This window comes from Exiguobacterium sp. s141, assembly GCF_018618085.1.
GTDB lineage: Bacteria > Bacillota > Bacilli > Exiguobacteriales > Exiguobacteriaceae > Exiguobacterium > Exiguobacterium mexicanum_A.
In genome coordinates, this window is sequence record NZ_JACSLJ010000003.1 from 135,710 (window position 1) to 146,926 (window position 11,217).

The 11,217-nt window shown below is 53.6% G+C and carries 13 protein-coding genes and 1 pseudogene; 3 read left to right on the forward strand and 11 right to left on the reverse strand.

Annotated elements, in window-relative coordinates; translation table 11 throughout:
- Positions 1-22 precede the first annotated feature (22 nt).
- The 7 genes and pseudogenes from KNP74_RS15130 to KNP74_RS09145 all read right to left on the reverse strand — a co-directional run bounded on the left by KNP74_RS15130 (position 23) and on the right by KNP74_RS09145 (position 5,960).
- Complete coding sequence (locus KNP74_RS15130; RefSeq protein ID WP_427376848.1) at positions 23-163, reverse strand: hypothetical protein; 141 nt, start codon at positions 161-163, stop codon at positions 23-25.
- A gap of 73 nt (positions 164-236) precedes the next feature.
- Entirely contained in the window at positions 237-899 is a 663-nt protein-coding gene (locus KNP74_RS09120) for a ThiF family adenylyltransferase (protein ID WP_427376849.1), read from the reverse strand.
- A pseudogene (locus KNP74_RS09125) lies at positions 896-1,171 on the reverse strand (cyclic pyranopterin monophosphate synthase MoaC); the annotation flags it as partial. The pseudogene KNP74_RS09125 and the gene KNP74_RS09120, both read right to left, overlap by 4 nt.
- A gap of 101 nt (positions 1,172-1,272) precedes the next feature.
- Positions 1,273-1,980, reverse strand: coding sequence for an iron-sulfur cluster repair di-iron protein (gene ric, locus KNP74_RS09130; protein WP_029596325.1), 708 nt, complete (start codon positions 1,978-1,980; stop codon positions 1,273-1,275).
- 147 nt (positions 1,981-2,127) lie between these two features.
- Complete coding sequence (aceA, locus tag KNP74_RS09135) at positions 2,128-3,408, reverse strand: isocitrate lyase (protein ID WP_371815320.1); 1,281 nt, start codon at positions 3,406-3,408, stop codon at positions 2,128-2,130.
- A 66-nt stretch (positions 3,409-3,474) separates the two neighbouring features.
- Positions 3,475-3,771, reverse strand: a complete 297-nt coding sequence (locus KNP74_RS09140; RefSeq protein ID WP_029596327.1) for a hypothetical protein — start codon at positions 3,769-3,771, stop codon at positions 3,475-3,477.
- On the reverse strand, positions 3,768-5,960 hold the full coding sequence (locus tag KNP74_RS09145) for a malate synthase G (RefSeq protein WP_251130136.1): 2,193 nt from the start codon (positions 5,958-5,960) through the stop codon (positions 3,768-3,770). The genes KNP74_RS09140 and KNP74_RS09145 overlap by 4 nt, the downstream gene beginning before the upstream one ends.
- A gap of 184 nt (positions 5,961-6,144) precedes the next feature.
- On the opposite strand from KNP74_RS09145, the gene KNP74_RS09150 reads away from it, so the two are divergent.
- Both KNP74_RS09150 and KNP74_RS09155 read left to right on the forward strand, forming a co-directional pair.
- Complete coding sequence (locus tag KNP74_RS09150) at positions 6,145-6,591, forward strand: MarR family winged helix-turn-helix transcriptional regulator (protein WP_029596329.1); 447 nt, start codon at positions 6,145-6,147, stop codon at positions 6,589-6,591.
- On the forward strand, positions 6,588-7,223 hold the full coding sequence (locus tag KNP74_RS09155) for a nitroreductase family protein (RefSeq protein WP_034780571.1): 636 nt from the start codon (positions 6,588-6,590) through the stop codon (positions 7,221-7,223). The genes KNP74_RS09150 and KNP74_RS09155 overlap by 4 nt, the downstream gene beginning before the upstream one ends.
- Positions 7,224-7,258: 35 nt before the next feature.
- Here the strand turns inward: KNP74_RS09155 and KNP74_RS09160 are convergent, their stop codons facing one another.
- From KNP74_RS09160 to KNP74_RS09175, 4 genes are read right to left on the reverse strand one after another with little or no spacing between them, the layout of a single operon-like run.
- On the reverse strand, positions 7,259-7,921 hold the full coding sequence (locus KNP74_RS09160; RefSeq protein ID WP_138860127.1) for an NAD(P)H-dependent oxidoreductase: 663 nt from the start codon (positions 7,919-7,921) through the stop codon (positions 7,259-7,261).
- 17 nt (positions 7,922-7,938) lie between these two features.
- Entirely contained in the window at positions 7,939-8,550 is a 612-nt protein-coding gene (locus KNP74_RS09165; protein WP_029596332.1) for a class I SAM-dependent methyltransferase, read from the reverse strand.
- Positions 8,547-9,554: an ABC transporter permease gene (locus KNP74_RS09170; RefSeq protein ID WP_214764092.1), complete on the reverse strand. Its 1,008-nt coding sequence runs from the start codon at positions 9,552-9,554 to the stop codon at positions 8,547-8,549. Before KNP74_RS09170 ends, KNP74_RS09165 begins: the two co-directional genes overlap by 4 nt.
- On the reverse strand, positions 9,551-10,225 hold the full coding sequence (locus KNP74_RS09175) for an ABC transporter ATP-binding protein (protein WP_214764093.1): 675 nt from the start codon (positions 10,223-10,225) through the stop codon (positions 9,551-9,553). The genes KNP74_RS09170 and KNP74_RS09175 overlap by 4 nt, the downstream gene beginning before the upstream one ends.
- Before the next feature lie 112 nt (positions 10,226-10,337).
- Between KNP74_RS09175 and KNP74_RS09180 the strand changes: the two genes are divergently transcribed.
- Complete coding sequence (locus KNP74_RS09180) at positions 10,338-11,210, forward strand: ROK family protein (protein WP_214764094.1); 873 nt, start codon at positions 10,338-10,340, stop codon at positions 11,208-11,210.
- The last annotated feature ends 7 nt before the right edge of the window (positions 11,211-11,217 follow it).

The window sequence follows — 11,217 nt, forward strand, 5'->3', positions numbered from 1 at the left end:
CCGCTTTTCGGGGGACACTTTTTTATGCGCCAAGACACTCATCGACCATCGCGATTGCGACGTTCGCGTCATCGATTCCATGGACGAGCACACGACCGTCTTTAAATAAAAGCATCCGATGATTCCGCCATCGCCATTCTAATGTGAACGGTGTCTGTTTCACAGCGATGTCCGCACGCTCGAGTTGATGTGCGATTGGTTCAAGCCCTTCGATGGACCGACGGACTTGGACGACGTCACGCCCACAGAGGAGTGCTGTCTGTTGCCGATTCGGGACGAGGCTCGGATAGTCGTGAATTTGACAAGAAGGACAAGACACATCGACGAGACGTGCGACATCTAGTCGCTGTCGCGCACGTTTGCCCGGCTAGCGGCAAATGACGCATGAGACAACGAAGACACGGCGCTTCTCCCGGCATCACCGTGTAGTTCATGCCGTATGCCCCGACGCAAGAGGCAAACAAGAACGGAATGCCACGCTCGAGTGCGAAATCGTTCAATAGAAGACGCGTCTCGACGTTATCGGTTGCGTCCAAGATGAGATCAACGGACGGCAAAGGCCGAAGCCAATCCCACGAGACATCGGCGATTTGAGCGTCCAACTCAACGTCTGAGTTGATGGCCCGCAGGCGTTCGAGCGCTGCGACCGCTTTCGGCGTCTCGGAATGTGCGTCCTGTTCCGTATAGAGCGTCTGTCGTTGTAAGTTCGTCACCTCGACATAGTCGCGGTCGACGAGGATGAGCGAGACGCCGGCCCGAACAAGTTGATCGCTAACGGCCGCCCCGAGCGCGCCGAGACCGACGACGAGCACGCATTTTTCCATCAGACGTTCTTGGCCCTCCACCCCGATGCCGTGGAACCGGGCCTGCCGCGCGTAACGTTCTGGGACAGGTGTCATCGGATGTAGTCCCCTGACTTCCCGCCTTGTTTCTCGAGCAAGTACGTCGGTCCGATGACGATGCCTTTATCGACTGCTTTCGTCATATCGTACACGGTCAAGGCGGCGACCATTGCTGCTGTCAACGCCTCCATTTCGACACCGGTATCGCCTTTCGTCTTCACAAACGACTCGATGATGAGCTGTGTCCCGTCCCATTCGAACGTCAAATCGACTTTTTTCAAGGCGACCGTCACCCCTACGATGACTCCACTCACCCGTTTCATGACTAATCACTCCTTTGCCTCCCCTTTATCGTAGCGCTTGATTTGCCTCCCATCTGTATCAAACGTCACAAAAAGACACCCCCACGTAAGTAGAGGTGTGCCACTGCTTAAGCGAACGTGCGCGCCCGCGGGAATAAAATGTTGTTTTCGAGATGAATGTGTTCAAATGTATCCGATTCGAGCGCTTCTAACCGTTGATAGACAAGACGATACGTCCCACACGCTCCTTCAGGCGGCGTATAGTCGTTCGTGATTTGACGCAACTCTTTTAAAATGTCACCGGCTGCCGCGTGTTCTGACTCGAGCGAGGCCAAGATGTCATCAAGCTCCCGTCTCGTTTCAGCTGTCGGTGCCGTCTCGTGACGAAGCAACGTCGGGAAGTCTTCTGTCTCTTCTTTGACGATATGTTGTTCAAGTTCCACTTTCAATTGATTGAACAGTTGATGAATGCGTCCGAGGTGCGGATGGTTTTGTCCGTGAACCCGGAACACTTTTGTCACATATGGTGTGAGCTGTGGCAATTCGTCCGTCAAAAACTGGTGATGCTTATAAATGATGTGCTCAATCAATTCCGATGAAGAAGCAGCATCCCAATCGATGCTCTTCTCGTTCATCTCTTGCTTGCGTTGATAGAGCGCATTGACTTCTTCTAAAATGTCTTCCGTCGACCGTTTCGATTTGTCAGTCGCTTCAGCGAGTGGCCGGTTGCCGCCACAACAAAAATCGATTCGGTTCCGTTTGAAAATGTCTGCCGCTTGCGGGCATTGTTTGACGATTTCAGATACGTGCGTATCGCCCGTGAATGTCTGTGTCATCTGTCATAACCTCCATATTCATTTTGACATGTTCAGCGTAGCAAGAGTTTGACGACAAAAATGTGAAATACGTCACATTTAAGTGAACAGGATGCACGCGTTCTGAATTTGGACACAAAAAAAGCCCCTCTTGTGGAGGGGCGACGCTTAATAGGACGGCGCTTCAAATTGTTCTGCCTCGGTCGATCCGGTGAGCGCCGTCGTTGACGACTGGCCTCCCGAGATGACGAGAGACACCTCATCGAAATACCCGGTCCCGACCTCACGTTGGTGACGTGTCGCCGTATAACCGTGCTGTTCTGCACTGAATTCGGCCTGTTGCAGTTCCGAGTAGGCGGCCATCCCGCGGTCTTTATACCCGCGTGCGAGTTCGAACATTCCGAAGTTGAGCGAGTGGAAGCCAGCGAGTGTCACGAATTGGAACTTGTATCCCATCGCACCAATCTCTTGTTGGAACGTTGCGATCTCGTCATCCGACAACTTCTTCTTCCAATTGAATGACGGCGAACAGTTGTAAGCGAGAAGTTTGCCCGGATACTTCGCATGAATCGCATCCGCGAATTGACGCGCTTCGTCCAAATCAGGCTCGGACGTCTCGCACCAAACGAGGTCGGCGTACGGTGCATAGGCGAGACCGCGTGCGATCGCCTGTTCGATTCCTGCCTCGGTCCGATAAAACCCTTCTGGCGTCCGGTCGCCGACGATGAACGGATGATCGATCGGGTCGATGTCGCTCGTAATCAAGTTCGCGGCGTGGGCGTCGGTCCGGGCGACGATAATCGTCGAAACACCCATGACGTCTGCCGCGAGACGTGCGGCAATCAAGTTTTTCACGGCCGTCTGTGTCGGTAGCAACACTTTGCCGCCGAGGTGACCGCACTTCTTCTCTGAAGAGAGTTGATCCTCCAAGTGGACGCCGGCTGCACCCGCCTCAATCATCGCCTTTGTCAACTCGAACACGTTGAGCACACCGCCGAAACCGGCTTCCATGTCAGCGACGATCGGGGCGAACCAATGCGTATCGCCTTTCCCTTCCGCCGTTTGAATTTGATCGGCCCGTTGAAGCGCCTGGTTAATCCGTTTGACGACGCTCGGCACCGAGTTAGCCGGGTACAGGCTTTGGTCAGGGTACATGTGACCCGACAAGTTCGCATCGGCGGCGACTTGCCATCCGCTCAAATAGATGGCTTCGAGGCCCGCCTTCACTTGTTGGATGGCCTGGTTCCCCGTCAACGCCCCGAGCGCGTGGACGTAGTCCCGCTCGTGGAGTAACTCCCATAACCGTTCCGCTCCTTTTGTCGCGAGCGTATGCTCGATTAGTACCGATCCCCGAAGTCTCATCACGTCTTCGACCCCATATGGACGTTCGACCCCGTTAAACCGTTCCGACTGTAACATATTCTCTAGCTGCATTTGTTGTTCGTTCATATCCATTCCTCCTGTATTATATTAACTTATATATTTACTATTTGTTATATAACAGATAATGCGGGTTTAATCCAAGTATGCACAGCATTCGAGCGCCGCTTTGAATGACGAGTGCTCCATGCCGCAGCAACGACAGACGTTTTCTTCGTCACGATCTTCTGGTTTCCGGAATATGACGACTTCTTCGACCGGCTCTCTCATGATTTGGAGCGATCCGTCGGCCCGGTCGAGCACGAGGCGCATCAAATCGTTCCCATAGACGAACGCCGTGTTAGCGAGCGCCGCTGTCGATTCCCCCGAGACGATCCGACGGACGACCCAACGTTCAATCAACTGTTCGCTTTCGATTTTTTTCGTTGTCATGATGATGCTCCTCCTTTTAAGTTTGGTTCTAATGTCACTTGTTGTAAAAACTGTCGGCGGCGCCGGTGCAAAATGGGTTCCGTATATCCGTTCGGCGACTCGTCGCCTTCGAACACTAACTCTTTCGCCGCTTGATAGGCGATAGAGTGGTCTACATCTGGCGTCATCGGACGATAGTGCGGATCTTCCGCGTTTTGCGCGTCGACGACCTCGGCCATCCGGTAAAGCGTCGCTTCGACTTGTTCACGGCTACAGACTCCATGGTATAGCCAGTTGGCGACATGTTGACTCGAAATACGAAGCGTTGCTCGGTCTTCCATCAACCCGACGTGATGAATATCTGGCACTTTGGAGCAACCGACACCTTGCTCGACCCAACGGACGACATATCCGAGCAACCCTTGCAGGTTGTTCTCGAGCTCCTCGTTCACTTCCTCATCTGTATAGAGACGCGTGGCGAGTGGTACCTCGAGCAGACGCCCTCGCTCAGTTGCTGGATCAAACGAACGATTCACCAACTCACGCTGAACGTCAAACGCATCGACTTGATGGTAATGCAGCGCATGAAGCGTGGCCGCCGTCGGGGACGGCACCCAAGCCGTCGTCGCCCCGGACCGGACGTGATTGCTTTTTTCACGCATCATGTCGCGCATCCGATCGGGCATCGCCCACATCCCTTTCCCGATTTGCCCGCGTTGATGGAATCCTGCGTCAAGCCCGATCTGGACATTCAGACGTTCATAAGCATCGAGCCACTCCGATGTCTTCATCTCGCCTTTCTTGCGCATCGGTCCGAGCGTGAGCGAGGAGTGAATCTCATCACCCGTCCGGTCGAGGAATCCGGTATTGATGAAGACGATGCGTTCCTTCACTTGCTCGATACAGTTCTTCAAATTAAGCGACGTGCGTCGCTCCTCGTCCATCACGCCGACTTTGAGCGTGTGACGCGGTAACTCGAGTACATCTTCAATCGCATCGAACAAGTCGTTCGTGAACGCGACTTCCTTAGATCCATGCATCTTCGGTTTGACGATATAGATGGAGCGTTCGCGGGAATTTCGTCTGGCATCAAGATGGCGGCTCGCGATGAGCGCAGTGAAAATCCCGTCCAAGATCCCTTCCGGTACTTCACGCCCTTCCGCGTCGAGCATCAAGTCTGTCGTCATCAAGTGCCCGACGTTTCGAATAAAGAGGAGCGATCGGCCCGGAAGCGTGACTTCACGCCCGTCTTTCCCGACATACTTCCGGTCAGGGTTCAACTTCCGAGTGAGCGGCCGGCCTCCTTTCGTGAATGTTGCTTCGAGCGTCCCGTCCATCAGGCCGAGCCAGTTCGCGTAAAGGTGGACCTTGTCTTCCGCCCGAACAGCGGCAACCGAGTCTTCACAGTCGACGATGGCAGACAAGGCGGACTCGAGTTCGATGTCAATGAGCCCTGCTCGATCGACCCGTCCGATTGGGTGGTCCCGGTCAAACTGCAACTCGGCGTGAATCCCGTTATGGACGAGCAAGAGCTTATTCGGATCACTCGTTTCCCCGACATAACCGACGAGACAATCGTCTTGAAACGCGATGCGGTTCCCTTCGATGATGGCGTATGGCCTGCCCTCTGACACGAGATAGCCGTTCGCTTCTTCGTGCGAGCCCTCCCGGAGCGGAAATGTATCGTCGAGAAACTGTTTGGCGTAGGCGATGACCGCTTCACCTCGGACTGGATTATAACCACTCGACTTCGTTTTCCCGTCCTCTTCGTCGATGACGTCCGTTCCGTACAAGGCGTCATACAGACTTCCCCAGCGGGCGTTCGCCGCGTTCAATGCATAGCGTGCATTGTCGAGCGGAACGACGAGCTGCGGTCCGGCTTGCCTTGTAATCTCTGAATCGACACCCGTAACGTCGATGTTGAAATCGGGGACGGCTGCTTCGATGTAATCGATGGACCGAAGGAAACGCTCGTAGTCTTCCATGTCAAATGCTTGCTTGTGCTCGCTGTACCATTCCTGTAATAGTCGCTCATACGACTCACGTTCGTGAAGCAGTGACTCATTCCGAGGAATGAACTTATCGAGTAGGCGCCCGACCCCAGGCCAAAATTGTCGGTGTTCCTCTTCGTCAGGCAATATACGAGCCGAGATGAAGTCGAGCAACGTTTCATGTACGTGATAAGTACCTACTTGTTTGTAATGTTCCAAGCCGTCACATCCTTCCATTCAATTGTTATATATCAGTTGACTTTAATATAGACTATTATATAACAGTTTGACAACAGTTTTTTTGAAACTTTTTATTTGCGATCTATTTCAAAACCGATTAGTATACATTGTGTGACCTATCAATGATTGATTCATCAATTAGTTTTTTGAAGGAGGATACCCGATGCGCGACGCCTGTTCGCTCAGCGATGAGATTCTCTACCACGTCATCACCGTACAAAAAGAACTGGCCCAACTGTTCGATACGGAAATGGACGGGCTCAGCTCGACCCGCTTCGATATTTTGAGCAACTTGCATCACGTCGGCCCTTTGCGTCAGCGTGAACTGCAACAACGGGTCGGCGTCGATCATGCCGCCATCACGCGTCATTTGAAACAGCTCGAGACACAGGGCTTGATCACGCGCGAACGCTGCCTCCAAGACAATCGGGTCATCTTTGTCGATTTGACCGATGTCGGTCGGGAGCGGATTGCACATTGGACCGAGCAAAAGAAGTGCTTATCGGACCGTCTTTTTGTAAACATGAAGGTAGAGGAGCAACGACAGTTACTCGAACTTTTAAATACGTTACAAACCAACATTCAACATGAAAGGAAGACCCTTATATGAACACGACAACACAGAAAGACTTTATGGAAATCCTCAAAGGACGCCGCTCGATTCGCGTCTATGATGAGAACGTCAAAATCTCAAAAGAAGAGATGACACAAATCCTGGAGGAAGCAACGACGGCACCGTCATCACTCAACCTGCAACCGTGGCGCTTCGTCGTCATCGATAGCGCAGAAGGTAAAGACACACTCCTTCCGCTCGCAAGCTTCAACAAACGCCAAGTCGAGACGTCATCAGCCGTTATCGCCATCTTTGCCGACTACCAGATGGCCGATTACACACAGGAGATCTTTGATACGGCCGTCGAGCGTGGCCTCATGCCACCAGAAGTCCGCGACCGTCAAGTTGACATGATCAAAGGCATCTTCAAAGACGCACCGAAAGAGTCTGTCAAAGACAGCATCTTGCTCGACTCGGGTCTCGTCGCGATGCAACTCATGCTCGTCGCCCGTGCCCACGGCTACGACACAAACCCGATCGGTGGTTATGACAAAGCGAACATCGCGGAAGCGTTCGGCCTCGAGAAAGAGCGCTACCTTCCGGTCATGCTCCTCTCAATCGGAAAAGCCGCGGAAGACGGTTACCAATCGGTCCGCTTCCCAATCGATCGCATCACCGACTGGAAATAAGCAAAAGCTCAAGCGCCTCGGCGCTTGAGCTTTTTTTATCCGATGTATTTGACGACCTCGTTGAAATCGCGACGTGTCTTCGGCGCGAAATCACGGGCCCGATGTCCGAACGCGACCATGACTGAGAGCGACCAGGCACCTCGTTCCATGACGCCTTCCGAAATCAATAATTCGTCAATCTCCGCTTGATTGAACCCTTCGATCGGACATGAGTCGACGCCGATCTGTGCGGCGGCCGTCATCATGTTGCCGAGCGGGATATACGTCTGGCGTTTGATCCATTCTTGGAACACACGCTCGTCGTCCAACAGTCGATAATCTTGTTCTTGGAACTCACGGACCCGTTTCACCCGAAGGGCGTACTCGTCCTCGGTCCGTCCTTGGACGTCCGTGACGATGTGACGGATGTAGTCCGAGTCGTAGCGCATCGCTTCAGGCGTCCGCGCCAAGATCAACACGAAATGGCTCGCCGTTAACGCCTGTCCTTGGGCACCCCACGCGTGGTCTTTGATCTTCCGGAGCAAGTCTTCGCGACGAACGACGACGAACTGCCAAGGCTCAAAACCGAACGAACTTGGTGACAGGCGGCCTGTCTCCAAGATGAATTCGAAATCTTCCTCATCAATTTTGCGGTCCGCGTCGAACTCTTTCGTCGCTTGACGCCAACGATACGCATCTAAAATATCTTCTTTCTTCACGATGATCCACTCCCCATTTACCAAGATGACTCCATCATATCAAAACGATAAATAAGAAAGCGCTCATGGAGATTCTTTAACGGCAAGCGAACGTCCTGTACGTAGCGGAAAGGCGTCTCGTCATTCAAAAAATGTAAGTACTCATCGGCCGGATAATAGAGGATGAGGTCGACCGGACGCTGTGCGCGCTCGACCGACTCGATGATGTTCGCAACGACCTGCCGGAACACGTTCACCGAGAACGGGTTGAAGAAATAAAAGCGGTTCGCCTCAGCCGGCACCTCAAACTGTTCGGCGTAGCCGCGGACGAGCTGGACACTGCCGCGCGTCCGGTGTTTCTTGGCGTAGTTCATCCAATTCTCAAGTGCCGCTTCGTGGAAGCCGCCATCCATTTCGATGCCAATGGCCCGAACTCGGAACGTATAGGCGAGATAAAACGGGAGGCGCCCTTTCCCCGAGCCGAAGTCGACGACCGTGTCCGTGGCCGCGAGCGGATAGGCGTCACGCAACAAGTCGAGCGCCTCATAAGGAGTCGGTTCATAGCGGTGGTATTCGGCCGAGGCCGGGAACCCTTGTTGCGGTTTCGCCGTCTCGATTTGGAGCAATCGTTCATAGTCTTGTTCAGTCATGAATGTGTCCTTTCTTGGATGGCACGGAAAAACGGATGCCGCTCCATCTCTTGTTTGAACGCCTGTCGTTCTTGCCACATCACATAGCCGACGTAGAGCGGAATGAGCAACTTGAACCAACTCGGTACGAGGAGCATCCCCGTGACGGCAAGCGGGATGAGACGCAGCCATAAGTTCCGATGACGCGGCGTCCGTATATAAAGTAAGATGGCCGTCGTGCGCCGGGCGGTCCCAAACCGATTCGGTCTAGGTCGATAGAGCGGACGCTTGCGCCGGCTCGGCTTCTCGATGGCGCCCGACGTCGATAATAATGCCCGGTCAAAGGCGGTACGCAACGCCTCACTACGTTCGAGTTCTTGGCTAAGATATGGGTGGCGTGACAGCCACCCTTCTCCGACATACATCGCAAATGCAACAAGACCACTGCCGAGTACGGCCGACCATAAAGGTGAGTCGATGAGGAGCGCATACATACAAACGAACGTCACACACGTGACCGTAACTCGTAACATCCAATGGCTGTGCCGGACCGTCAACTGATAACGGATCCACGTATGAATCCCGGTCAAAAACAGGAGGCTGATTCCGAATGCGAATATAGAGGCAACGGACCAACCGTCAAGCCAAAGCACGGGCATGAACGCCGACAAAACAAAGAGGAGCATTGCACCGAGTTTGAGGGCTTGATAGAGCAACGAATCGTGCTTCAATTTATCAATTAAAGAACGTTTGGCCACCAGCGTCACGTCCGCCCGTTCGACCCAGACGAAAAACGGATTTCTAAGGAGGACGATTCCAATTCCAAGCGCCCAAACGAACATCGGCACCTGACTCACCCACTCGATTTCGCCTTGCCAAAGCAATCGGTATTGATACCCGAGAAAGATGGTGAACGGAATGACGCCGTATAGAACGACTGTCCAATCCAAGATGAGCCGCCACGTCTCCCACTGTTTGGTCACATGGGTGCGGACACGTCTAACGAACAGCTGATGTTCATTCATCGCATGACCACATCTTCCATCATATCGAACAGCGACTCGCCTCCGGTTTGCAGGCTGAGACGCAACTCTTCTTTTGTCCCGCCCGCGAGCATGCGTCCGTCATCGATCCAGACGAAGCGGTCGCATAACCGCTCTGCCGTATCGAGGACGTGGGTGACGAGAAGCACCCCGGTACCTTGACGACGTTCCGCTTCAAGTAAACGAAGCAACTGGATCGTCGTCGTCGCATCGAGTCCAACGAACGGTTCGTCGACAAGGAGAAACTTCGCTTCTTGGATGAGCGCCAAGAGGATCATCGCTTTTTGCTTCATCCCTTTTGAGAACGAGGCGATATAGTCGTGGCGAACCGTCTCGAGCCGAAACAACCGGATCAGTTCTTCCGTCCGCTCACGATTATCAACGTCCGTCAATTCCAACACGAGAGCGATATGTTCCTCGAGCGTCAAATAATCATAGTACACCGGTTGCTCGGGGATATAGGCGTAGCGGTCAATTTGCACCGTTCCACGCATCCACGGGATCGTTCCGGTGAGACAGGCGAGCGTCGTACTCTTCCCGGCCCCGTTCGATCCAATCATCCCGACGATTTCGCCCGGGCGGACCTCGAACCGGATGGCCTCGATGACCGCCTCACCGCGTTCATACCCGGCTTGTTCAATGTGAACGTTCATGAGAGAGAACCTCCCGATTTACGAATATGTTTTTTACTATGTTTATCATAACACGCAAAAAAAATGTGTCATAATATCCCTTGTCATCCTCCACATAAAGGAGTAGAACAGCATGCAACATTATTTAGCCATCGATATCGGTGGAACCAGTATCAAATACGGAGTCGTCCGATCCGATGGCACCCTACTGTCAAACAAACACGTCCCAACCCCTGCGACGTGGGACGGCTTGCTCGAACAAGTCGATGTGATCTTTAACGAAACGACCGCCGAAGCCCGCTTCGACGGTATCGGCTTCAGTGCGCCCGGCGCCGTCGATTCGACGACCGGCGTGATTCATGGAATCAGTGCACTTCCCTACATTCATGATCGTCCTTTCTTACAGGCGTTCAAAGAGCGGTACGACTTGCCTGTCACTGTCTTGAACGATGCCAACGCGGCAGCGCTCGCAGAAGGATGGACCGGTGCCGCGGCGTCGGTGACGAGCTACGCGATGGTCGTCATCGGGACGGGCGTTGGCGGAGCATTCGTCGACCATGATCAGGTGATGATCGGATCCCACTTCCATGGCGGTAAGTTCGGATATTGGATTCTCGACCCGTCTCTTCCCCACCCAGATGGGACATGGAGTAAAATCGGTGCCACGGCCGCTCTTGTCCATCGATGCAGTGAGCAACTCGGACGTCCCCTTACCGGAAAAGATGTGTTCGCGCTTCAAAGCGACCCAATCATCCAGGCGGAACTAGAGCGCTTCTGTCGCTGGAACGCGATTGGCATCTACAACCTCCAATTCGGGCTCGACCCGGAGCGTATTTTAATCGGTGGCGGCATCAGTCGTCGCCCGGAAGTTCGGGACGGCATCAAGCGACACTTGGACGCGCTTTGCGACGCGTTCGGAACGTTCCGCATCGACGTCGAGACGTGTGCCCACTTCAACGAGGCCAACTTGATCGGTGCCGCACGATTTCACATGTTGGCGCAGTGAAAAAAGG

Bases quoted from the DNA above. Each gene is read 5' to 3' on its own strand.
- KNP74_RS09120 (WP_427376849.1), bottom strand. From the start codon at position 899: ATGACACCTGTCCCAGAACGTTACGCGCGGCAGGCCCGGTTCCACGGC.
- ric (WP_029596325.1), bottom strand. From the start codon at position 1,980: ATGACACAGACATTCACGGGCGATACGCACGTATCTGAAATCGTCAAA.
- aceA (WP_371815320.1), bottom strand. From the start codon at position 3,408: ATGAACGAACAACAAATGCAGCTAGAGAATATGTTACAGTCGGAACGG.
- KNP74_RS09140 (WP_029596327.1), bottom strand. From the start codon at position 3,771: ATGACAACGAAAAAAATCGAAAGCGAACAGTTGATTGAACGTTGGGTC.
- KNP74_RS09150 (WP_029596329.1), top strand. From the start codon at position 6,145: ATGCGCGACGCCTGTTCGCTCAGCGATGAGATTCTCTACCACGTCATC.
- KNP74_RS09155 (WP_034780571.1), top strand. From the start codon at position 6,588: ATGAACACGACAACACAGAAAGACTTTATGGAAATCCTCAAAGGACGC.
- KNP74_RS09165 (WP_029596332.1), bottom strand. From the start codon at position 8,550: ATGACTGAACAAGACTATGAACGATTGCTCCAAATCGAGACGGCGAAA.
- KNP74_RS09170 (WP_214764092.1), bottom strand. From the start codon at position 9,554: ATGAATGAACATCAGCTGTTCGTTAGACGTGTCCGCACCCATGTGACC.
- KNP74_RS09175 (WP_214764093.1), bottom strand. From the start codon at position 10,225: ATGAACGTTCACATTGAACAAGCCGGGTATGAACGCGGTGAGGCGGTC.
- KNP74_RS09180 (WP_214764094.1), top strand. From the start codon at position 10,338: ATGCAACATTATTTAGCCATCGATATCGGTGGAACCAGTATCAAATAC.